Below are 21,718 nucleotides of genomic sequence, written 5' to 3'. Positions count from 1 at the left end.
GAGGTGTCAGGACGGGAGCCGCACGCGGAACAGGGCCGGCCACAGTTTCCCGGTGAGCAGGTACTCGTCCCCGCCCAGGTGGGCGATGCCGTTGAGCACGTCGACACCCGCGCTCCGCTCCGGGGTGAGCAGGCCGGACGCGTCGACGACGGCGGTGACCTCGCCGGTGCCCGGGTCGATCCGGACGATCCGGTCGGTGCGCCAGACGTTGGCCCAGACCTGCCCGTCGACGCACTCCAGCTCGTTCAGGGCGGGGACCGGGTCGCCGTCGAGGGTGACGTCGACGGTGCCGGTCTGCGCGAACGTCGCCGGGTCGTGGAAGCGCAGCGTGGACGTGCCGTCGGAGCGCACGAGACGGCCGCCGGGACCGCCGCCGAGATCGCAGAGCCCCCAGCCCTCGCCGTCCGTCGGGACCTCGCGCAGCAGCCGCAGCGACGCCCGGTCCCACTCCAGGGCGACGCCGTCTTTCCAGGTCAGCTGCCAGATCCGGTCGCCGGAGACGGTGATGCCCTCGCCGAAGTACCCGTTCGGGACCGGCACCGAGCGCCGCAGGGTGCCCGTCGCCGGGTCCAGCTCGCGCAGCTGGGAACGCCCGGCCAGGCCGGTGCCCTCGTAGAGCGTGCCGCCGTCGAGCTCGAGGCCCTGGGTGAACGCGGTCCGGTCGTGCGGGACCTCGCCGAGCACCGCGGGCCGCGCGGCGGGCGCCGTCACGGCCGGGTCTCCCGTCGTGCCGCACCCCGCCACGCCCGCGGCCACGGCGAGCACGGCCGCCGCGGCGAGGAAGCTCCTGCGTCCCGTCACCTGGCCATCGTGCCCGGGTGGCACAATCAGGGGGTGAGCGCACCCACCCCCACCGACGCACCGCCCGCGCTGCGCGACGCCGTGGACCTGGCCCGCTCCGCCGCCGTCGAGGAGGCCGCGGCGGAGGTCGGCGACGACTCCGCCGGCACCGTCGGCGAGCACCTCGGCTGCGAGGCCGAGTCCGACGGCGGTCTGACCCACTTCTTCTCCGCCGAGCTGCCCGGCTACCACGGCTGGCGCTGGGCGGTCACGCTCGCCTGGGTCGGCGACGGGGAGCCGGTGACGGTCAGCGAGGCCGTGCTGCTGCCCGGCCCGCAGGCCCTCGTGGCCCCGGCCTGGGTGCCGTGGGACCAGCGCGTGCAGCCCGGTGACCTCAAGCCCGGCGACCTACTGCCCGCCCCGGCCGACGACCCGCGCCTGGTGCCCGGCTACGCCGAGTCCGAGGACCCGGCCGTCGAGGAGGTCGCGACCGAGGTCGGGCTGGGCCGCGAGCGCGTCCTGTCCGTCGCCGGCCGCGACGAGGCCGCGGCGCGCTGGCAGGACGGCGAGTACGGCCCGTCCGCGGACCTGGCGAAGGCCGCGCCCGCGACGTGCGGGACCTGCGGGTTCCTGATGTCGCTGGCCGGGTCGATGCGCGGCGTGTTCGGCGTCTGCGCCAACGAGTACTCCCCGGCCGACGCGCAGGTCGTCGCCGTCGGGTTCGGGTGCGGCGCACACTCCGACGTGGTGGCCGACATCGGCTCGCCGGTGCACGTCTCCGCGCTGGTCTACGACGACGGCGTGGACCTGGAACCCGCGAGCTCCTGATCGCCTCCTCCGATCCGTTCGGTACGACAGGGCTGCGCACGGCGGTCCTCGACGCGTGGGCGTCGTCGCCGACACGGTTCCGCGAGGACGCCAACGCCGAGGAGGACCTGCGTCTCGGCGGCTACGCCGACACCTGGTGCGTCGAGCTGGTGCAGAACGCCGCCGACGCGGGACACGCCGCCGGCGGGCCCGGCCGGGTGCGGTTCACCGTCGCCGGTGACGAGCTGCGGGTCGCGAACACCGGGGCCCCGCTGGACGCCGCGGGCGTGACGGCGCTGGCGTCGTTGCGGGCCTCGGCCAAGCGCGACGACGACGGCGCGACCGGCCGTTTCGGCGTCGGGTTCGCCGCGGTGCTGGCGCTCACCGACGAGCCGCGCCTGGTCACCACCGGCGCGGACGGTGACGCGGTGGGGGTGCGCTTCTCCGCGTCGGCGACGGCGGAGGAGGTCGCGGCGCTGCCCGGCCCGGCCGCCGAGGCGCAGCGCCGGGACGGGCGGGTGCCGGTGCTGCGGCTGGCGTGGCCGCTCGACGCCGGCGAGGACCCGGTCCCGTCCGGGTTCACCAGCGAGGTCCGGCTCCCGCTGCGCGACCCCTCCGCGGCGTCCGCGCTGCTCGACGAGGTCCGCGCGATCGCCCCCGACCTGCTGCTCGCGCTGCCCGGACTCGGCGCGATCGAGGTCGGCGACGACGTCGTCGAGCGGTCGGAGGAACCCGGGGGTCTGGTCCGGGTCGGCCCGCGACGGTGGCGGCTCGTGCGGCGCTCGGCGGACGTGCGGTCGACGGCGGCGGCGGCCGAGGAACGCGACGGCGCCGGCGCGGTGGTCGTCTGGGCGGTACCGGTGGACGACGACGGGCACCCCCGGCCCCTCACCGCCGACAGGACCCAGGTGCTGCACGCCCCCACCGCGAGCGCCGAGCGGCTCTCCCTCCCGGCGCGGCTGATCGCACCGTTCCCGCTGGACCCCGACCGTCGCCGGATCCGCGACGGCGCCCGCACCGACGCCCTCGTCGCCGCCGCGGGGCGGGCCTACGCCGACCTGGTGACCGCCCTCGATCCGGCCGACCGCACCGCCCTGGTGCCGGAGCCCGCGTTCCCCCGCTCCGTGCTCGACGGCCGGCTGCGCGAATCCGTCGGCGACGCCCTGGACGGCGCGGACTGGCTGCCCGGCGCCGGCGGCACGGACCTGGTGCCGCGGCGCGCGGAGTGGCTCGACGTGCCCGGCACCGACGGGCTGCCCGAGCTGCTGGCCGGGGCGGACCCGTCGTTCGCCCGGCTGGTCGCGACCGGGCCGCCCCCGCCATCCGGGCTCGACCTGGACCGGGTCCCGCCGCCGGAGCTGGTGGACCGGCTGCTCTCGGTCGAGGCGTCGCCGGACTGGTGGCGGCGGGTCTACGCGGCGCTCGCGCCGGCGCTCGACGCGGTGCCGGGACTGGCCGACGACCTGCGCGCGCTGCCCGTCCCGCTCGCCGACGGACGGGTCGTACGCGGGCCCGGATCGGTGCTGCTGCCGGACGAGGGCGGCGACGACGCGGTCACCGCGATCGCCGCGCTGGGGATCTCCGGCCTGCACGTCGCCGCACCCGAGGCCGTGCATCCGCTGCTGCGCCGGCTCGGCGCCGGGGACGCCGACCGGGCCGCGCTGCGCGCCCACCCCGCGCTGCGCGAGGCCGTCGCCCGCTCGCTGGACGACGCCGACGCCGGTCTCGACGTCGAACCGCTGGCCCGCGCCGTCCTCGCCCTGCTCGAGGGCGCCGGACGGGAGAGCTGGGCCGGAGCACTCGCCCTCACCGACGACGACGGCGTCCCCGCCCGCGCCGACGAGCTCGTCCTGCCCGACGCCGCGATCGCACCCGTGCTGGACCCGGACGCCCCGGTCGGGGTGCTCGCGCAGGAGTGGACCGACGCCGGTCGCGACGCGCTCGTCGCGGCCGGGGTGCTGGACTCGTTCGCGGTCGTCACCGCGCCGGACGGCGGCGACCTGGATCTGCACGACGCCGACGCCTGGCTCGACGAACACGAGCCCGGAACCGAGCCCGTGGTGGCGGTCCGCGATCTGGACCTCGTCGCCGACGACGCCTGGCCGGCCGCGCTCGCGCTCCTGGCCGGTGACCGCGACACCCGCGCCGCGGTGCTCGTTCCCGGCGGCTACACGGCCTGGTGGCTGGCCCGGCACGCGAGGATCGGCGGGCACCCGGCGAGCCACTGGCGCACCGCGTCCGCCACCGGCCTGGCCGGGCTCTACGACCCCGTGCCGGTCGGGAACGGCGACGAGGCGGTGCTCGCCGCGGCCGGCGTCCGCGACCGCCTGCACGTCGACGGCCCCGGCGATGCCGCGGACCTGCTGGACCGCCTCGGGGACGACCGCCGCGAGGCCGGGCCCGGCCTCGTCGTCGCCGCGCACGCCGTGCTGGCCGAGGCACTGACCGCGGAGCGGGTCGACGTCGCCGACCTCGACCCGCCGGACCGGGTCCGCGCCCTGACCGGCGCCGTCGTCGCGGCGGAGGGTGCCGTCGTCCTGGACGCGCCGTGGGCGGCGCCCGCACTGGAGGGTCGCGGCCTGGTCACCGGCGGCGACCCGGACGTCCTCGCCGAGCTGCTGGACCTGCCGTTGGCCTCGGAGACCGTGCGCGGCAAGCCGTCCGAGCCCGCCGCCGGTACCCCGGTCCGCTGGGCCGAGGTGACCGAGGTCGTGGTGGCGTGCCACACGTTGGGCGTCGGCGTCCCGGACGGCGAGCTGGTCCGCCACGACGAGCTCCGCGTCGACCTCACCGCCCCGGAGCAGCGGCGGATCACCGTCGCGGCCTGGCCCGGCGCCGACGGGCGGTGGCACGCCTCGGACCCGCTCCGCGCACTGGTCGGTGCGCTGTCAACCACCTCGCGTGCTAGGAAGTGGACGTGACACGGTCGGAGCTGCCGCAGCGGGTCGCCGTCCTGTCGGTGCACACCTCGCCGACCGAGCAACCGGGCACCGGTGATGCGGGCGGCATGAACGTCTACGTCGCCCAGACCGCGATCCGGATGGCACGCCGCGGCGTCGAGGTCGAGATCTTCACCCGGGCGACGTCGTCGGAGCAGCCGCCGTTCGTCGAGCTCGCCCCGGGCGTGCAGGTCCGCTACGTCGCGGCCGGGCCGTTCGAGGGTCTCGGCAAGGACGACCTGCCCAGCCAGCTGTGCGCGTTCACCGCCGGTGTCCTGCGCGCCGAGGCCCGGCACGAGCCCGGCTACTACGACGTCGTGCACTCGCACTACTGGCTCTCCGGGCAGGTCGGCTGGCTCGCCCGGGACCGCTGGGGCGTCCCGCTCGTGCACAGCGCGCACACCCTGGCCCGGGTGAAGAACGCCGCGCTGGCCGCGGGGGACACCCCGGAGCCGCGCGTGCGGGTGATCGGCGAGGACCAGGTCGTCTCCGAGGCCGACCGGCTCGTCGCGAACACCGAGATCGAGGCCAAGCAGCTGATCGACCTCTACGACGCCGACCCGCAGCGCACCGTCACCATCCCGCCCGGCGTCGACACCGACCGCTTCCGGCCCGGCGACCGGCGCGCCGCCCGCGCCCAGCTCGACATCGCCGACGACGCCGTCGTGCTCGCGTTCGTCGGCCGCATCCAGCCCCTCAAGGCCCCCGACGTGCTGCTGCGCGCCGCGGCCGAGCTGCTCCACCGGGACCCGTCGCTGCGCGAGCGCCTGGTCGTGCTCGTCGCCGGGGGGCCGTCGGGGAGCGGGATGGCCGAGCCGACGGCGCTGCAGGAGCTGAACACCGAGCTCGGCCTGGACGACGTCACGCGTTTCCTGCCGCCCCGCGGCGGGGACGAGCTGGTCCACGTCTACCGCGCCGCCGACGTCGTCGCCGTCCCCAGCCACAACGAGTCGTTCGGCCTGGTCGCCCTGGAGGCCCAGGCCTGCGGGACGCCGGTGGTCGCGACCCGGGTCGGCGGGCTCCCGGTGGCGGTCGCCGAGGGCCGCTCCGGGCTGCTGGTGACCGGGCACGACATCGGCGACTGGGCCGACGCCCTGGGCGAGCTGGCCCTGGACCCGGACCGTCGCGAGCGGATGGCGTCGGCGGCCGCCGAGCACGCCCACCGCTTCTCCTGGGACCGCACGACCGAAGCCCTGCTGGGCGCCTACGACGAGGCCCGCCGCGAGTTCCACGCGCGGGTCGGAGGACGCGCATGACCACACACCCCGGGGCCGACACCCTGATCGCCGACGCCCTCGCGGACATGGAGGTCGACCACGCGCACCGCGGCGAGGGGCAGTTCATCGTCACCCTGCCGGGAACGTCCCGCCTGCAGACGCACTGCTGGCTGCTGGTGCGTGACCAGACGATGGCGGTGCAGGCGTTCGTCTGTCGTCAGCCCGACGAGAACCACGTCGGCGTCTACAAGTTCATGCTGATGCGCAACGCCCGGCTCTACGGCGTGCACTACTCCCTGGACCGGGTCGGCGACATCCACCTCGTCGGCCGCATCCCCCGGCACGCCATCACCGCCGACGAGATCGACCGCGTCCTGGGCTCCGTGCTCGAGGCCGCCGACGGCGACTTCAACACCTTCCTCGAGCTGGGCTTCGCCTCCTCGATCCGCCGCGAGTACGCCTGGCGGTCGCAGAACGGCGAGTCGACGGCCAACCTCAAGGCCTTCGAGCACCTCTTCGCCTGATCCCTAGGATGGGGCGCATGTCGATGCGCAGCCCGTACCCGGACGTCGAGATCCCCGACGTCTCGCTCACCGAGTTCCTCTTCGCCGACGGCTTCGGCGACCGGGCCGACGCACCGGCACTGCTCGACGGCGGGTCCGGGACGTCGATCTCCTACGCCGAGCTGGCCGGCATGATCGAGAAGATCGCCGCGGGCCTGGCCGAGCGCGGGATCGGGACCGGTGACGTCGTCGCTCTGTTCGGTCCGAACTCCCCGCAGTGGGCCGCGCTGTTCCACGGCATCCTGCGCGCCAACGCGATCGTGACCAGCGCGAACTCGATGTACACCGGCGGCGAGCTGGCGCACCAGCTCGAGGACTCCGGGGCGAAGATGGTCATCACCGTCTCGCCGTTCCTGGACCGCGCCCTCGACGGCGCGAAGCAGGCCGGCATCGACGCCGCGCAGGTCCTGACGATCGACGCCACCGACGGCCACGAGTCGCTCGCGGACCTTCTCGCGACCTCGGCGCAGCCGCCGGCGCTGACGACGACGTCGACCGACACCGCGGTGCTGCCCTACTCCTCGGGCACCACCGGCCTGGCCAAGGGCGTCATCCTCACCCACCGCAACCTGGTCGCGAACCTGCTCCAGATCGAGGTCATGGGCGACGTCAACTCCCAGACCAAGATCATGGCCTTCCTGCCGTTCTTCCACATCTACGGCATGACGGTGATGATGAACCAGGGCCTGCACGCCCGGGCCACCGTCGTCACGATGGCCAAGTTCGACCTGGCCGAGTTCCTGCGGATCACCGTGCAGTACCAGGTCGACCGGCTCTACATCGCCCCGCCGGTCGCGGTCGCGCTGGCCAAGCACCCCAGCATCGACGACGTCGACCTGTCGTGCGTCAAGACCATCTTCTCCGGCGCCGCCCCGCTCGACGGCGAGCTCGGCCGGGCCGTGGCCAAGCGACTGGACTGCACGGTCCTGCAGGGCTACGGCATGACCGAGCTGTCCCCGGTCAGCCACTGCATGCCCGACGACCGCGGCGACCTCGACCTGAACTCCTCGGGCTTCGCGCTGCCGAACATCGAGTGCAAGCTGGTCGACCCGGAGTCCGGCCAGGAGGTCCCGGTCGGCGAGCGCGGCGAGCTGTGGGTCAAGGGCCCGAACGTGATGGTCGGCTACCTGAACAACTCCGACGCCACCGACGCGACCAAGGACGCCGACGGCTACCTGCACACCGGTGACATCGCGGTCGTCGACGACGAGGGCGTCTACTCGATCGTCGACCGGGTCAAGGAGCTGATCAAGTACAAGGGCTACCAGGTGCCGCCGGCCGAGCTGGAGGCCCTGCTGCTGACCCACGACGAGATCGCCGACGCGGCCGTCATCGGGGTCAAGGACGCCGACGGCGAGGAGATCCCGAAGGCCTACGTGGTCAGGCAGGCCGCCGGCGCCGACCTCACCGAGGACGACGTGATGACGTTCGTCGCGGAGAAGGTCGCGCCGCACAAGAAGGTCCGCGTGGTCGAGTTCATCGACCAGATCCCGAAGTCCGCCGCGGGCAAGATCCTGCGCAAGGACCTCCGCGCCCGAGAGACCGCCTGATCCCTGTGTCCACCCCACAGCAGCCCGGTGACTCCTGGGCCTGGCCCTCCAACGAGCAGGCCCGGGGCGACCTCGCCCAGCTCCTCGAGGAGGCCGCGAAGGCCCTGCGCGACGGGCGCGCGACCGTCCACCGCAGCGCCACCAGCACGACGTCGGGCGGCCCGAGCCGCCTCGACGTCGATCTGGAGTGGTCGCCGCCCGGCGCGTAGGGATCAGGCGCCGACGTAGGCCGCCAGGTGCTGGCCGGTCAGGGTCGTCCGGTCGGCGACGAGGTCGGACGGCGTGCCCTCGAAGACGATCCGGCCGCCGTCGTGGCCCGCACCGGGACCGAGGTCGATGATCCAGTCGGCGTGGGCCATGACGGCCTGGTGGTGCTCGATCACAATCACCGACTTGCCGGAGTCGACGAGCCGGTCGAGCAGCGCCAGCAGGTTCTCGACGTCGGCGAGGTGCAGGCCGGACGTCGGCTCGTCGAGCACGAGCACGCCGCCCTTCTCGCCCATGTGCGTGGCCAGCTTGATCCGCTGGCGCTCTCCGCCGGACAGCGTGGTGAGCGGCTGCCCGATCGTGAGGTAGCCGAGCCCGACGTCGGTGAGCCGTTCGAGAATCTTGTGCGCGGCCGGCGTCCTCGCCTCACCCTCGCCGAAGAAGGCGAGTGCCTGCGCGACCGACATCGCCAGCACCTCGCTGATGTCCTTGCCGCCCAGGTGGTACTCCAGCACGGCCGAGTCGAACCGCCTGCCCTCGCACAGCTCGCAGGTGGTGGCGACGCCGGCCATCATCGCCAGGTCGGTGTAGATCACCCCGGCGCCGTTGCAGCTGGGGCACGCGCCCTCGGAGTTCGCGCTGAACAGCGCCGGCTTCACACCGTTGACCTTCGCGAACGCCTTGCGGATCGGCTCCAGCAGCCCGGTGTAGGTGGCCGGGTTGCTCCGGCGCGACCCGCGGATCGCGCCCTGGTCGATCGCGACGACGCCGTCGCGGCCGGCGACCGAGCCGTGGATCAGAGAGCTCTTGCCCGAGCCCGCCACCCCGGTGACGACGACGAGCACGCCGAGCGGGATGTCGACGTCGACCCCGGTCAGGTTGTGGCTCGTGGCGTCGCGCACCTCGATCGCGCCCGACGACGTCCGCACCGACTCCTTGAGGTGGGCGCGGTCGTCGAGGTGGTGCCCGGTGAGCGTGTCGGCGGCGCGCAGCCCGTCGACGGTGCCCTCGAAGACGACCTGGCCGCCCGCGCTGCCGGCGCCCGGTCCGATGTCGACGACGCGGTCGGCGATCGCGATCGCCTCCGGCTTGTGCTCGACGACGAGCACGGTGTTGCCCTTGTCGCGCAATGCCAGCAGCAGCTCGTTCATCCGCGCGATGTCGTGCGGGTGCAGGCCGATCGTGGGCTCGTCGAAGACGTAGGTGACGTCGGTGAGCGACGAGCCGAGGTGACGGATCATCTTGGTGCGCTGGGCCTCGCCGCCGGACAGCGTGCCCGACGGACGGTCCAGCGAGAGGTAGCCGAGCCCGATCTCGACGAACGAGTCGAGCGTGTGGCGCAGCGTGGTGAGCAACGGGCCCACCGACGGCTCGTCGAGATCCCGCACCCAGGCGGCCAGGTCGCTGATCTGCATCGCGCAGGCGTCGCCGATGTGGATCCCGCCGATCCTCGACGACCGGGCCGCCTCGGACAGGCGCGTGCCGCCGCACTCGGGGCAGGTGGTGAACGTGACGACCCGCTCCACGAAGGCCCGGATGTGCGGCTGCATCGCCTCGACGTCCTTGGACAGGTACGACTTCTGGATCTGCGGGATCAGGCCCACGTAGGTCAGGTTCGTCCCGTCGACCTTGAGCCGGGTCGGCTCCTTGTACAGCAGGTCGTCGAGCTCCTTCGCGGAGTAGTCGCGGATCGGCTTGTCCGGGTCGAGGAAGCCGCAGCCGCGGTAGATGCGGCCGTACCAGCCCTCCATGCTGTAGCCGGGAACCGTGAGCGCGCCCTCGTTGAGCGACTTGGCGTCGTCGTAGAGGGCGGTCAGGTCGAAGTCGTTGACCGCTCCCCGGCCCTCGCAGCGCGGGCACATCCCGCCGGTGATGGAGAAGGTCCGCTTCTCCTTGACGGTCTTGCCGCCCTTCTCCAGGGTGACCGCGCCCGCGCCGCTGATCGAGGCGACGTTGAACGAGAACGCCTGCGGCGAGCCGATGTGGGGCTCCCCGAGACGGCTGAACAGGATGCGCAGCATCGCGTTGGCGTCGGTGGCGGTGCCGACGGTGGAACGCGGGTCGGCGCCCATCCGCTGCTGGTCGACGATGATCGCGGTGGTCAGGCCGTCCAGGACGTCGACGTCGGGGCGGGCCAGCGTCGGCATGAACCCCTGCACGAACGCGCTGTAGGTCTCGTTGATCATCCGCTGGGACTCGGCGGCGATCGTGTGGAATACCAGCGAGCTCTTGCCGGAGCCGGAGACGCCGGTGAACACCGTCAGCCGTCGCTTCGGGATCTCGACGTGCACGTCCTTGAGGTTGTTCACGCGCGCGCCGTGCACGCGGATCAGGTCGTGGCTGTCGGCGTCGTGCATCGTCGCCCCCTTCAGCGAACTTCGTTGATGCGGATCAGGTTGCCGGTGGGGTCGCGGAAGGCACAGTCGCGGACGCCGTAGAACTGCTCGGCCGGTTCCTGGACGACGTCGGCGTCGCCGGCCTGCAGCTTCTCGAACAGGCCGTCGAGGTCGTCGGTGGCCAGGGTGAGCGCGCCGTAGCTGCCCTTGGCGATCAGCTCGAGCACGGTGCGGCGCTCGTCGTCGGTGATGCCGGGGTCGACGGCCGGCGGGTGCAGCACGACCGCCGTGCCGGAACCGCCCGGGGGACCGACCGTGATCCAGCGCATGCCGTCGTACCCGACGTCGTTGCGGACCTCGAAGCCGAGGGTGTCGCGGTAGAAGGCCAGGGCCGCATCGGGATCGGTCTGCGGGAGGAAGGCGTAGTGGATGTCGATGTTCATGGAGGTCACGCTAGGTGCGGCGCGCGAGCCGGTGCTTCTCGATTCCTGACCGGTCGCCGGACCTGCCGGGTGATGCACGACGGCGTCTCCGCGGTGGCCGGGGCGTTCTCGGCCCGGTAGGCGCTCGGCGACATCCCGACCAGCTCGCTGAACCGGGCGCTGAACGTGCCCAGCGACGAGGACCCGACCGCGAAGCAGACCTCGGTGACGCTCAGGTCGCCGCGCCGCAGCAACGCCATCGCCCGCTCGATGCGCCGCGTCATCAGGTACGAGTACGGCGACTCGCCGTAGGCACGCCGGAACTCGCGGCTCAGGTGCCCGGCCGACATGTGCGCGCCGCGGGCCAGCGCCTCGACGTCGAGGGGCTGGGCGTACTCGCGGTCGATCCGGTCCCGGACGCGACGCAGCCGCGCGAGGTCGTGCAGGCGCTGCGCCTCGTCGGGTCGGCCGGTCACGCGGGAGATCGTGCCACGTCAGGGCGCCGGTGGGGTCACCTCACCGTGTCTCGTCGACCAGCCACGTCAGGTACTCGGCGCTGCCGCCCTCGATCGGCGTGGCGATGATCTCGGGCAGGTCGTAGGTGTGGTGACGGCGCAGGTGCTCGGTCAGCTCCGTGAGCCGGTCCGCGGCGGTCTTGATCTCCACCCGCCACTCCGGCTCGGTCTGGACCTCGCCTTCCCAGCGGAACACGCTGGTCACCGGCCCGACGACCTGCGCGCAGGCTCCCAGCTTCGCCTCGACCGCTCCGGCCGCGAGGGCGAGGGCGGACTTCTCGCTGTCGGTGGTCGAGGTGACGACGAGGTGCTCGGCAGACATGCCACGACGGTACGAGGGTGACCTCACGTTGCGGACGCGGGCTGCCGGGTAACCCGACGACATGACTTCCGCATCGCGTCAGGGCACCGTCGCCGTCGTCACCGGGGCGGGCTCCGGGATCGGCGCCGCCACCGCCCGCCGCCTCGCCGCCGACGGGGCGACCGTCGTGCTGACCGGACGCACCGAGGACAAGCTCAAGACCGTCGTCGCCGAGGCCGGGGACGATGCCGGGCGCATGCACGTCCGGATCGTCGACTCGTCCGACGAGAAGGCCGTCGGGGAGTTGTTCGACTCCGTCGTCGCCGAGTTCGGACGTCTCGACACACTGGTGAACAACGCCGCCGTCGCCCGGCCCGGGAAGGTCACCGAGACCGACACCGAGAACTGGTCGCTGGTGATGCGCATCGACGTCGACGGCGTGTTCTTCGGCTGCCGCGCCGCGGTGCCGCACCTGTCCGAGACGGGCGGCAGCATCGTCAACGTCGCGTCGGTCTCGGGCATCGGGGGCGACTGGAACAACGTCGCCTACAACGCCGCCAAGGGCGCCGTGGTGAACATGACGAAGGCGATGGCGATGGACCACGCCCCGGACGGGGTCCGGGTGAACGCGGTCAGCCCCTCGCTGACGATGACCGACATGACGGCCGGGATGACCGACGACGAGGACTTGATGGCCCGCTTCGCCGACCGGATCCCGATGGGCCGCGGCGCCCGGCCGGAGGAGATCGCGGACGTCATCGCGTTCCTGAGCAGCCACGACGCGCGTTTCGTCACCGGCGTGAACCTGCCCGTCGACGGCGGTCTGAGCGCCTCCAACGGTCAGCCGCGGATGTGAGGGGGCGGTTCAGCTGAACCGCCCCGCTCAGGTTTCCGCTAGCTCCGCGACGTCGTCGGCGCAGCCCCAGGACAGGGTGATCCCGGAGCCGCCGTGGCCGTAGTCGTGGATCACGCGAGGTGTGTCGGCGCCGGCCGGTTCGGCCTCCAGGCGCACGGTCGGTCGGGCCGGGCGCAGGCCCGCGACGTGCTCGAGGACCTCGGCCCCGCGCAGCTCCGGGACGATGTCGATGCAGCGCTCGACTATCGCCGCGCCGGTCGCCGGGTCCGGGGTGGCGTCCCACTCGCCCTCGTCGAGGGTGCCGCCGAGGATCGCGTCGTGGGCGCGGGGGTGGACGTAGGCGCGCCCGCCGGGGTGCTGCTCGTCGCGCACCGACAGGGTCAGTCCGGGGTGGGCGACGCGCACGATCTGGCCGCGCACCGGGACGACGCTCGTGTCGCCGACCAGCGTGCGGGCACCCAGGCCGGAGCAGTTCACGACCAGGTCGGCGTCGCGGCCGGCGTCGGCCAGGGACTCCACCCGCCGTTGCTCGAGGGCGCCCCCGCGGCGTCGCACCTCGTCGACGAGCCAGGGCAGGTGCACCGGCATCTCCACCAGCGGCACGGCGAACCGCAGGCCGTAGGGGTAGCCGGCGGGGAGCTCGTCGGCGCGGGCGGGCCGGACCTCGCCGACGGCGTCGGCCCACCACTGCTCCGGCGGCGGCTCCCGGTAGAGGGTCAGGCTCTCGCGCATCACCACGCCCGGGACGCCGGCGCGGGCCTGCGCGGCCAGCTCGGTGAACGTGCGGCGGCCCCAGTCGAGGACCTTGTCCCGGGGTCCGGCCCGGGTCGGGAACCACACCGCGGCGGCCAGGTGGGAGGTCGACTCCGCGGGCGGCCGGTCGGTGAGGACACGGACCGTCCAGCCCCTGCCGATCAGCCGGAGTGCGCAGCTCAGGCCCGCGATCCCCGCTCCCACCACGACGGCGTCACGACGTTCCGGCACCCCGCCATCGTCTCAGCGATGAGTTTGCGCCACCGAGCCGGTCGGAACCGGTGGACGCAGTACCGCAACGCAAGGAGTGAGACCGATGACCCTTCCCGACGTGGTGTCCCGCGAGGAGTGGCAGGAGGCCCGGGTGGCCCTGCTGGCCCGGGAGAAGGAGCTGACCCGCGCCCGCGACGCGCTCAACGCCGACCGCCGCCGGCTGCCGATGGTCGAGATCACGAAGGACTACGTGCTGACCGGCCCGGACGGGCCGCTGTCGCTGCTCGAGGCCTTCGGCGGCTACCGGCAGCTGATGGTCGGGCACTTCATGTTCGACCCGGCCTGGGAGAGGGGCTGCAGCAGCTGCACCGCCGGCGCGGACGAGCACTCGGACGGCCTGGTCGAGCACCTGCACGCCCGCGACACGCACCTGGTCCACGTCTCCCGCGCACCGATCGAGAAGATCGAGAAGTACCGGGCGGAGAAGGGCTGGTCGTTCCCCTGGTACTCCTCGCACGGCAGCGACTTCAACTACGACTTCCACGTGACGCTCGACCCGTCGGTGGCGCCGGCCGAGTACAACTACCGGTCGGCGGCCGAGCTCGGGATCGAGATCCCGGAGGGGGAGTCGATGGAGCTGCCGGGGATGAGCTGCTTCCTGCGCGACGGCGACCGGGTGTTCCACACGTACTCCCAGTACGCCCGCGGTGCGGAGTCCACCGGTGGCTCCTACTACTTCCTCGACCTCACCGCGCTCGGGCGCCAGGAGGACTGGGAGGAGCCGAAGGGCCGGTCGAAGCACGGAGCGGTCCCGGACTTCTCCTGACGGTCGGACGGTCGTCACCCCGGGATGCCAGGGTGGCGGCCATGACCGCACTCCTCTCCGGTGACGACCTCGCCGCCCGCGCCGCCCAGGCCCTGCGGGTCCCGCTGCAACGCGAGCTCGGCATCGAGCTGATCGACGCTACCGAGCCGCAGACCGGCGCCGCGTTCGTCGTCGGCGAGCTGGCCGACAACGGCGCGGGCGGCACCCACGCCGGGGCGCTGGCCGTCGGGCTCGAGCTGGCGGCACTGCTCGCGACGCTGCCGCACCTCGCGCCGACCGAGCACGCCGTCACGGCCTCGACGTCGACGACCCTGGCCGCGGCGGCGCGGACCGGGCAGCGGGTCGAGTTCCGCGGCTCGGTCGACCGTCGTACCGGGCGGCTGGCGTTCACCACGGTCGTCGCCACCTGCGAGGCCACGGTGCTGGCCCGGGCGAACATCGTGAAGTCCGTGGTCACCCTGCGCTGAACCGTCTCAGTAGGCGGCGTCGAAGAACGCCAGCTCCAGGTCGACGGCGCGCACGAACATCGCCGCCACCTCCTCGCGGCGCGGCGGGCTCAGCTCCTCGCCGGCCCGGTCGAACTCGGCCCGCAGGAACGCCACCCAGGACTCGAAGTCCGGCCCGCGGTGCAGGTCGATCCACTCGGTGTGGATGGGATCGGCCGGGACGTCGGCACCGGGGCGGGTGGCCCAGTCCAGGTAGAGCCACTCGGCGACGAGCAGCACGGCCAGCGCCTCCGGGTAGCCCGCGACCCGGGACTCGTCCATCAGGTCCCGGAACCCGATCGTCGGGGCCAGCAGCTCGGGCGCGGTGCGGTCGCCGTCCGGGACGCCGAGGGCGGTCAGCGAGCGGTCGAAGAAGTCGTTCTCCGGACCCGCGACCAGGCCGAGCTGCCGGGCCAGCCGCACCCGCGGCTCCGCCCGGTCCGCCCCCGCGACGGCGGCGCCCATCAGGGCCGTGAACGCGTCGACGAACTGGTGGTCCTGCACCAGGTACCGGGTCAGGACCTCCCGCGGCACCGAGCCGGACCACAGCTCGTCGACGAACCGGTGCCCGACGGCGGCGTCCCAGGCCGGGGCCGTGGCCTCACGCAGCTGCGCACTGAACGACATGTGCCCAGGCTAGGTCCCGGGTTCCGCCGGTGTTTCCGGCCCGTTCCGAGATGTCGTGGGACCCGGACGGCCCCTGGCGCGGGCGGGACGCGGGGGTCACGATGACGCGGCGCCCGAGCGTTGCAGGGTGACACGGCGGGGCGACATAGCGGGGCGACACGGCACGAACCGGGGGCGGGGACATGGCGGACACCGAGAGCGGCCCGAGAACCGGGACGGACACCGGCGCGGGGACCGAGCTGCAGGCGGGACTGCGCGACCGGCATGTCACGATGATCAGCATCGCGGGGGTGATCGGGGCCGGGTTGTTCGTCGGCTCCGGCACCGCGATCTCGACGGCGGGCCCGGCGGTGTTGCTGTCGTACCTGTTCGCCGGGGCACTGGTCGTGCTCGTGATGCGGATGCTCGGGGAGATGGCGGCGGCGCAGCCGGACTCGGGGTCGTTCTCCACCTACGCCGACCGCTCGATCGGGCCGTGGGCCGGGTTCACCGTCGGCTGGCTCTATTGGTGGTTCTGGGTGCTGGTGATCCCGGTCGAGGCCACCGCCGCGGCGACGATCCTCAACTCGCTGGTCACATCCGTCCCGCAGTGGACGTGGGCGCTGATCATCACCGCGTTGCTGACCGCGACGAACCTGTTCAACGTGGCCAACTACGGCGAGTTCGAGTTCTGGTTCGCCCTGCTCAAGGTCGTCGCGATCATCGCCTTCATCGTGTTCGGCGCACTCGCCGTGCTCGGCCTGCTGCCCGGGGCGGACGGCGACGTGAGCGGCCTGTCCCGGCTCGTCGAGGTGGGCGGTTTCCTGCCCAACGGGTTCGGCGCGGTGATCGCCGCGGTGCTGGTCACGATGTTCAGCTTCATGGGCACCGAGATCGTGACGATCGCCGCGGCCGAGTCGGCGAACCCGGCCGAGCGGATCGGCAAGGCCACCCGCTCGGTGATCTGGCGGATCTCGATCTTCTATCTGGCGTCGATCCTGCTGGTCGTCGCGATCGTGCCGTGGAACGACCCGCGGCTGCCGGAGAACGGCTCCTACCAGGCCGCGCTCGAGGTGCTCGGGGTCCCGGGCGCGAAGATCATCGTCGACGTCGTGGTGCTGGTCGCGGTGGCGAGCTGCCTGAACTCGGCGCTCTATACGGCGTCGCGGATGCTGTTCTCCCTCGGCAAGCGCGGGCAGGCGCCGCCCGCGGTGACCCGGACGACCGGTGGCGGGGTCCCGCGGGTCGCGGTGCTCGCGTCGACGGCGATCGGGTTCGTCACCGTGATCGCGAACTACGCGTTCCCGGAGGAGGTCTTCGCCGCGCTGCTGGCCACGTCCGGTGCGGTCGCGCTGCTGGTCTACCTGGTGATCGCGGTGTCGCAGCTGCGGATGCGCCGCCTGCTCGAACGCGACGGCACGGCGATGCCGGTCCGGATGTGGGGCTACCCGTACCTGACCTGGGCGGTCGTGGTGGTGATCCCGCTCGTGCTCGTCTACATGGCCGTCGCGCCCGACTCGGACTCCCGGTTCAACCTCGCGATGACGGCGCTGATCGCGCTCGTGGTGGTGGTCGTCTCGATCGTCGTCACCCGGCGGCAGAAGGGGGCCGTGGTGCGCGCGGGCCGGTCCGGGCCGCGCTGAGGGCTCCCGTCACCCGCCGTTTACCCTGGTCACGCGACACGGACGGTGCGAGGGGGCGGACATGGGCGGGCGGACTCTGGTCCGTGGGAACGGACAGCCGCTGTGGCAGCAGCTTCTGACCGACCTGCGCGAGCGCCTCGACGGCGGTGACTTCGACGCCGCCCTGCCCAGCGAGTTCGCCCTGGCCGCGGAGTACGAGGTCAGCCGGCACACCGTGCGCGAGGCGCTGCGGCGGATGCGCGACGACGGCGCCGTCGTCGCCACCCGCGGGCGGGTCGCCCGGCGCGCCGAGCCGACCGCGATCGAGCAGCCGCTCAGCGCCCCCTACAGCCTCTACCGGGCCGTCGAGGCGACCGGGCGGACGCAGCGCAGCGTCGTGCGCCAGTTCGACGTGCGCGCCGACGGAGTGATCGCCGCGCGGCTGGGCCTGGAGGAGTCGACGCCGCTGGTGCACCTGGAACGGCTGCGCCTGGCCGACGCCGAGCCGCTGGCCGTGGACCGGGTGTGGCTGCCCGAGGAGCTCGCCGCGCCGCTGCTCGACGTCGACTTCAGCCACACCGGCCTCTACGACGAGTACCGCCGCCGCTGCGGGATCCGGGTCACCGGCGGCCGCGAGAACATCCGGGCCGTCGTGCCGGCCGAGGGCGAGCGGCATCTGCTCGGGATCGACGAGGGCGTCGCGGCGCTGGTGATCGAGCGCTGCGGGATGGCCGAGGGCCGCGCCGTGGAGTGGCGGCACACGCTCGTGCGCGGCGACCGGTTCACCGTCACCGCGCAGTTCTCCGACAGCGCCGGCTACCGGGTCGACCTGGCGGAGTAGCCGCCGGCTCAGGCCGGGACGGACACCCCGACGCCGCCGCGGGTCTGCGCGCCGTAGCGCGCGATCTCGGCCGGCAGGTCGAGCCGGGCGATGCGCATCTCGTGGTCGTCGTCCAGCTGCGCGGCCGGCACCAGCCAGCTCACCTCGAACTCCAGACCGTCCGGGTCCTGGGCGTAGAGCGCCTTGGTCGACCCGTGGTCGGAGGCGCCGACCAGCGCCCCGCGGGCGGTGAGCACGTCGGAGATCCGGGCCAGCTCGGCGAGCGTGTCGACCTCCCACGCCAGGTGGTAGAGCCCGACCGAGCCGCGCCCGGCGGCCGACGACACCGCGTCCGCACCGACCGCGAACAGGCCCAGGTCGTGGTCGTTTGAGGAGCCCTCGGCCTGCAGGAACGCGGCCTTGCCGGGGATCCCGGCGACCTGCCGGAAGCCCAGCGCCTCGGTGTAGAAGGCCAGGCTGCGGTCCAGGTCGCGGACGTAGAGGACGGCGTGGTTGAGGCGCTGGACGGGCACGGGGGGTCTCCTCGGTCGGGACAACTGGTTGAACTCTCAATCGATACGGTACGCGTGAAAACATGAGAGTTCAAGTACGGTGGCGTGATGGACGACGTGCGGTGGCTCGACGGGCGGGAACGGCACGCCTGGATGACGCTGCTCGCCACCACCGCCCGGCTCGACGGCGCCCTGGACCGGCAGATGCAGCGCGACGCCGGGATGCCGCTGGCCTACTACCAGATCCTGGCCATGCTCTCCGAGGCTCCGCAGCGCACGCTGCGGATGACCGACCTGGCCGAGATCACCCAGAGCTCGCAGAGCCGGATCTCGCACGCGGTCAAACGGCTGGAGCTGCAGTCCTGGGTGCTGCGCCGTCCCTGTGCCGACGACCGTCGCAGCACCCTGGCCCAGCTCACCGACACCGGGCACGCCGCGCTCGTCGCCGCGGCACCCGCACACGTCCGCGCCGTGCGGACCCACCTGTTCGACGCGCTGAGCAGCGAGCAGGTGGGCCAGCTGCGGGACATCCTGGGGGCGGTCCTGTCACAGCTGCCGGACGGGCAGACGGGCTAGCTGGCAGGCTGTCGCGCATGTCGACTCTCGTACTGCTGCGACACGGCCAGAGCGTCTGGAACGCGGAGAACCTGTTCACCGGCTGGGTGGACGTCCCGCTGTCCGAGAAGGGCGAGGGCGAGGCCCGCCGCGGCGGCGAGCTGCTGGCCGAGAGCGGCGTGCTCCCCGACGTCGTGCACACCTCGCTGCTGCGCCGCGCGATCGCCACCGCGAACCTCGCGCTCGACGCGGCGGACCGGCACTGGATCCCGGTCGTGCGCGACTGGCGTCTCAACGAACGGCACTACGGCGCGCTGCAGGGCAAGGACAAGAAGCAGACCCTGGAGACCTACGGCGAGGAGCAGTTCATGCTCTGGCGCCGGTCCTACGACACGCCGCCGCCGGAGATCGAGAAGGGCACCGAGTTCTCCCAGGACGCCGACCCGCGCTACGCCGGGATCGACGCGCCGCTGACCGAGTGCCTGGCCGACGTCGTCGACCGGTTCCTGCCCTACTGGCACGAGTCGGTGGTGCCGGACCTGCGCGCCGGGAGGACCGTGCTGCTCGCCGCGCACGGCAACTCGCTGCGCGCCCTCGTGAAGTACCTCGACGGCATCTCCGACGCCGACATCGCCGGGCTGAACATCCCGACCGGCATCCCGCTCGTCTACGACCTGAACTCCGAGTTCATGCCCTCGACCCCGGGTGGTCGCTATCTCGACCCGGACGCGGCGCAGGAGGCCATCGCCGGAGTGGCGAACCAGGGTCGGTAGTCGCGCTGCGCGACCCCGAGGCTGAACCGCGGGTGAACGGGCGCCGAATACTGGCTCGTCAGAGCGTCGGGCGGGTCACCATCCGGGGTCGACGCCTGTGTCCGCGGTGCCGGTGATGCCTACTATGCGGCCGTGACCACGCTTGCGTGGCTGATCGCGGCCGTCGCGCTCGGTCTCGGCCTCCTGGCCGGTGCCGTGGCGCATCGCGCACTCGGCAGCTCCCCCTCCCCGTCGGCCCGCCGCCGGGACCGGGGGCATCCGGCCGACCGGGCGGCCCCCGCGCTCGCCGACCTCCTGCACCGCACGTTCCGCCAGTCCGGCTCCGGCCTGGCGGTGATCGCCGGCAACGGTGACGTGGTGGCGCACAACCCGCGGGCCGACGCGCTGCGCGTCGTCGTCGACGACGTCCGGCTCGACCCCCGGGCCTGGGCCGCCTGCCAGCGGGTGCTGGCCGGTGGGTCCCGGATGGAGGTCGACCTGTCCCCGCTCGAGCGTTCGCCGCGCGGGCCGGTCGCGGTGCAGGCCAGGGTCCGGGCGCTGGGTGACGGGTTCACCCTCGTCGAGGCCGTGGACACCTCGGAGGTCTCGCGGCTGGAGGCGACCCGGCGCGACTTCGTCGCGAACGTCTCGCACGAGCTCAAGACCCCGGTCGGGGCGATCGCACTGCTCGCCGAGGCGCTGCTCGACACCCTCGACGGGCTGGAGCCGGCCGAGGAGTCGGCCGACGACGCCGTCGAGGTCCGCCGGTTCGGCGACAAGATCCTGCGCGAGGCCAACCGGCTGGGGAACCTGGTCACCGAGCTGATCGCGCTCTCCCGCCTGACCGGCGCCGAGCGGCTGCCCGAGCTGGCCGCCGTCGAGGTCGACGACGTCGTGGCCGAGGCGCTCGCGCGCAGTCGCAGCTCCGCGGAGTCCGGCGCGGTCGAGATCACCGCCGATCCGGCGTCCGGCCTGGTCGTCGACGGGGACCGGACGCTGCTGGTCACGGCCCTGACCAACCTGGTCGAGAACGCGATCGCCTACTCGTCCGCGGACTCGTCGGTGTCGGTGACCCGGCGCGCGGTGGACGGCTCGGTGGAGATCGCGGTCACCGACCGGGGGATCGGCATCGCCGCCGAGCACCAGCAGCGGGTGTTCGAGCGGTTCTTCCGGGTCGACCCCGCCCGTTCCCGGGCCACCGGGGGCACCGGGCTCGGCCTCGCGATCGTCAAGCACGTGTGCGCCAACCACGGGGGAGAGGTCCGGCTGTGGAGCAGCCCGGGCACCGGCTCGACGTTCACCATGCGGCTGCCGGCCCGCCTCGGCGTGTCCGACCGGGGCGACAGCGCACCCACCACGCGTTCCGCACTTCCAGCTGGAGGATGAGATGACCAGGGTTCTGATCGTGGAGGACGAGGAGTCCTTCGCCGACCCGATCGCGTTCATGCTGCGCAAGGAGGGGTTCACCACCGCCGTCGCGGCGAACGGCAACGACGCGCTGTCCGAGTTCGACCGCAACGGCGCCGACATCGTGCTGCTCGACCTGATGCTGCCCGGGATGAGCGGCACCGACGTCTGCAAGGCGCTGCGCTCCCGCTCCGCCGTCCCGGTGATCATGGTGACGGCGCGCGACAGCGAGATCGACAAGGTGGTCGGGCTCGAGCTCGGCGCCGACGACTACGTGACCAAGCCGTACTCGGCGCGCGAGCTGATCGCCCGGGTGCGGGCGGTGCTGCGCCGCGGCGGCGAGGGCACCACCGAGACCGACAGCGGCTCCGGGATCCTGGAGGCCGGCCCGGTCCGGATGGACGTCGAGCGCCACGTCGTCTCCGTCGGGGGCAGCGAGGTCGCACTCCCGCTCAAGGAGTTCGACCTGCTGGAGTACCTGCTGCGCAACGTCGGGCGGGTGCTCACCCGGGCCCAGCTGATCGACCGCGTGTGGGGTGCCGACTACGTCGGCGACACCAAGACCCTCGACGTCCACGTGAAGCGTCTGCGGTCCAAGGTGGAGCACGACCCGTCCACTCCGCAGCACCTGGTCACGGTGCGGGGACTGGGTTACAAGTTCGACGTGTAGCGGA

At 73.2% G+C, this 21,718-nt stretch carries 23 protein-coding genes; 15 read left to right on the top strand and 8 right to left on the bottom strand.

Annotation, left to right across the window (positions count from 1 at the left end; genetic code table 11):
• Window positions 1-6: 6 nt before the first annotated feature.
• Complete coding sequence (locus EV383_RS27195) at window positions 7-801, bottom strand: glutaminyl-peptide cyclotransferase (RefSeq protein WP_423213668.1); 795 nt, start codon at window positions 799-801, stop codon at window positions 7-9.
• 33 nt (window positions 802-834) lie between these two features.
• Here EV383_RS27195 and EV383_RS27190 point away from each other — a divergent pair, with 33 nt between their 5' ends.
• The 6 genes from EV383_RS27190 to EV383_RS27165 are packed head-to-tail and all read left to right on the top strand — an operon-like array spanning window position 835 to window position 8,065.
• Complete coding sequence (locus EV383_RS27190; RefSeq protein WP_130292561.1) at window positions 835-1,608, top strand: DUF3027 domain-containing protein; 774 nt, start codon at window positions 835-837, stop codon at window positions 1,606-1,608.
• On the top strand, window positions 1,506-4,508 hold the full coding sequence (locus EV383_RS27185) for a sacsin N-terminal ATP-binding-like domain-containing protein (protein ID WP_130292560.1): 3,003 nt from the start codon (window positions 1,506-1,508) through the stop codon (window positions 4,506-4,508). Before EV383_RS27190 ends, EV383_RS27185 begins: the two co-directional genes overlap by 103 nt.
• The gene (gene mshA, locus EV383_RS27180; protein WP_242623335.1) at window positions 4,505-5,782 is read left to right on the top strand and encodes a D-inositol-3-phosphate glycosyltransferase; all 1,278 of its coding nucleotides are present in this window, start codon (window positions 4,505-4,507) and stop codon (window positions 5,780-5,782) included. The genes EV383_RS27185 and mshA overlap by 4 nt, the downstream gene beginning before the upstream one ends.
• Window positions 5,779-6,267 carry a type III secretion system chaperone family protein gene (locus EV383_RS27175; RefSeq protein ID WP_130292558.1) on the top strand — a complete coding sequence of 163 codons (489 nt, stop codon included), beginning with the start codon at window positions 5,779-5,781 and terminating at the stop codon, window positions 6,265-6,267. Before mshA ends, EV383_RS27175 begins: the two co-directional genes overlap by 4 nt.
• A gap of 17 nt (window positions 6,268-6,284) precedes the next feature.
• Entirely contained in the window at window positions 6,285-7,856 is a 1,572-nt protein-coding gene (locus tag EV383_RS27170) for an AMP-binding protein (protein WP_130292557.1), read from the top strand.
• Between the two features lie 5 nt (window positions 7,857-7,861).
• Window positions 7,862-8,065 carry a hypothetical protein gene (locus EV383_RS27165; protein WP_130292556.1) on the top strand — a complete coding sequence of 68 codons (204 nt, stop codon included), beginning with the start codon at window positions 7,862-7,864 and terminating at the stop codon, window positions 8,063-8,065.
• A 3-nt stretch (window positions 8,066-8,068) separates the two neighbouring features.
• Here the strand turns inward: EV383_RS27165 and EV383_RS27160 are convergent, their stop codons facing one another.
• The 4 genes from EV383_RS27160 to cutA are packed head-to-tail and all read right to left on the bottom strand — an operon-like array spanning window position 8,069 to window position 11,658.
• Window positions 8,069-10,420 (bottom strand): ATP-binding cassette domain-containing protein, encoded by a 2,352-nt coding sequence (locus EV383_RS27160; RefSeq protein ID WP_130292555.1) that lies wholly within the window; start codon window positions 10,418-10,420, stop codon window positions 8,069-8,071.
• Between the two features lie 11 nt (window positions 10,421-10,431).
• Window positions 10,432-10,842, bottom strand: a complete 411-nt coding sequence (locus EV383_RS27155) for a VOC family protein (protein ID WP_130292554.1) — start codon at window positions 10,840-10,842, stop codon at window positions 10,432-10,434.
• A 5-nt stretch (window positions 10,843-10,847) separates the two neighbouring features.
• Window positions 10,848-11,297: a helix-turn-helix transcriptional regulator gene (locus EV383_RS27150; protein WP_130292553.1), complete on the bottom strand. Its 450-nt coding sequence runs from the start codon at window positions 11,295-11,297 to the stop codon at window positions 10,848-10,850.
• A 40-nt stretch (window positions 11,298-11,337) separates the two neighbouring features.
• Complete coding sequence (cutA, locus tag EV383_RS27145; RefSeq protein ID WP_130292552.1) at window positions 11,338-11,658, bottom strand: divalent-cation tolerance protein CutA; 321 nt, start codon at window positions 11,656-11,658, stop codon at window positions 11,338-11,340.
• 61 nt (window positions 11,659-11,719) lie between these two features.
• Here cutA and budC point away from each other — a divergent pair, with 61 nt between their 5' ends.
• A complete protein-coding gene (budC, locus tag EV383_RS27140) occupies window positions 11,720-12,493 on the top strand; it encodes a meso-2,3-butanediol dehydrogenase (RefSeq protein WP_130292551.1) in 774 nt (257 codons plus the stop codon).
• A gap of 27 nt (window positions 12,494-12,520) precedes the next feature.
• Here the strand turns inward: budC and EV383_RS27135 are convergent, their stop codons facing one another.
• A complete protein-coding gene (locus EV383_RS27135) occupies window positions 12,521-13,477 on the bottom strand; it encodes an FAD-dependent oxidoreductase (protein ID WP_130292550.1) in 957 nt (318 codons plus the stop codon).
• An 85-nt stretch (window positions 13,478-13,562) separates the two neighbouring features.
• Here EV383_RS27135 and EV383_RS27130 point away from each other — a divergent pair, with 85 nt between their 5' ends.
• Together EV383_RS27130 and EV383_RS27125 are read left to right on the top strand one after the other, a co-directional pair.
• Window positions 13,563-14,285: a DUF899 domain-containing protein gene (locus EV383_RS27130; RefSeq protein WP_130292549.1), complete on the top strand. Its 723-nt coding sequence runs from the start codon at window positions 13,563-13,565 to the stop codon at window positions 14,283-14,285.
• Window positions 14,286-14,326: 41 nt separating this feature from the next.
• Window positions 14,327-14,752, top strand: coding sequence for a hotdog family protein (locus tag EV383_RS27125; RefSeq protein ID WP_130292548.1), 426 nt, complete (start codon window positions 14,327-14,329; stop codon window positions 14,750-14,752).
• 6 nt (window positions 14,753-14,758) lie between these two features.
• Here the strand turns inward: EV383_RS27125 and EV383_RS27120 are convergent, their stop codons facing one another.
• Complete coding sequence (locus EV383_RS27120; protein WP_130292547.1) at window positions 14,759-15,397, bottom strand: TenA family protein; 639 nt, start codon at window positions 15,395-15,397, stop codon at window positions 14,759-14,761.
• A 182-nt stretch (window positions 15,398-15,579) separates the two neighbouring features.
• Between EV383_RS27120 and EV383_RS27115 the strand changes: the two genes are divergently transcribed.
• Window positions 15,580-17,019, top strand: a complete 1,440-nt coding sequence (locus EV383_RS27115; protein ID WP_130292546.1) for an amino acid permease — start codon at window positions 15,580-15,582, stop codon at window positions 17,017-17,019.
• A 61-nt stretch (window positions 17,020-17,080) separates the two neighbouring features.
• Window positions 17,081-17,839: a GntR family transcriptional regulator gene (locus tag EV383_RS27110; protein ID WP_130292545.1), complete on the top strand. Its 759-nt coding sequence runs from the start codon at window positions 17,081-17,083 to the stop codon at window positions 17,837-17,839.
• An 8-nt stretch (window positions 17,840-17,847) separates the two neighbouring features.
• Here the strand turns inward: EV383_RS27110 and EV383_RS27105 are convergent, their stop codons facing one another.
• Window positions 17,848-18,351: a VOC family protein gene (locus EV383_RS27105; protein ID WP_130292544.1), complete on the bottom strand. Its 504-nt coding sequence runs from the start codon at window positions 18,349-18,351 to the stop codon at window positions 17,848-17,850.
• Between the two features lie 87 nt (window positions 18,352-18,438).
• Here EV383_RS27105 and EV383_RS27100 point away from each other — a divergent pair, with 87 nt between their 5' ends.
• The 4 genes from EV383_RS27100 to EV383_RS27085 all read left to right on the top strand — a co-directional run bounded on the left by EV383_RS27100 (window position 18,439) and on the right by EV383_RS27085 (window position 21,714).
• Window positions 18,439-18,906, top strand: coding sequence for a MarR family winged helix-turn-helix transcriptional regulator (locus EV383_RS27100; protein WP_130292543.1), 468 nt, complete (start codon window positions 18,439-18,441; stop codon window positions 18,904-18,906).
• Between the two features lie 17 nt (window positions 18,907-18,923).
• Window positions 18,924-19,658, top strand: a complete 735-nt coding sequence (locus tag EV383_RS27095; protein ID WP_165438515.1) for a phosphoglyceromutase — start codon at window positions 18,924-18,926, stop codon at window positions 19,656-19,658.
• 132 nt (window positions 19,659-19,790) lie between these two features.
• Window positions 19,791-21,023: a sensor histidine kinase gene (locus EV383_RS27090; protein WP_242623334.1), complete on the top strand. Its 1,233-nt coding sequence runs from the start codon at window positions 19,791-19,793 to the stop codon at window positions 21,021-21,023.
• 1 nt (window position 21,024) lies between these two features.
• The gene (locus tag EV383_RS27085; protein ID WP_130292542.1) at window positions 21,025-21,714 is read left to right on the top strand and encodes a response regulator transcription factor; all 690 of its coding nucleotides are present in this window, start codon (window positions 21,025-21,027) and stop codon (window positions 21,712-21,714) included.
• Window positions 21,715-21,718 lie beyond the last annotated feature (4 nt).

The sequence above is a fragment of the Pseudonocardia sediminis genome, assembly GCF_004217185.1.
In the GTDB taxonomy this organism is placed as follows: domain Bacteria; phylum Actinomycetota; class Actinomycetes; order Mycobacteriales; family Pseudonocardiaceae; genus Pseudonocardia; species Pseudonocardia sediminis.
Note: the sequence above shows the minus strand (reverse complement) of the source record. Positions and strands in the feature narration are given on the sequence as shown.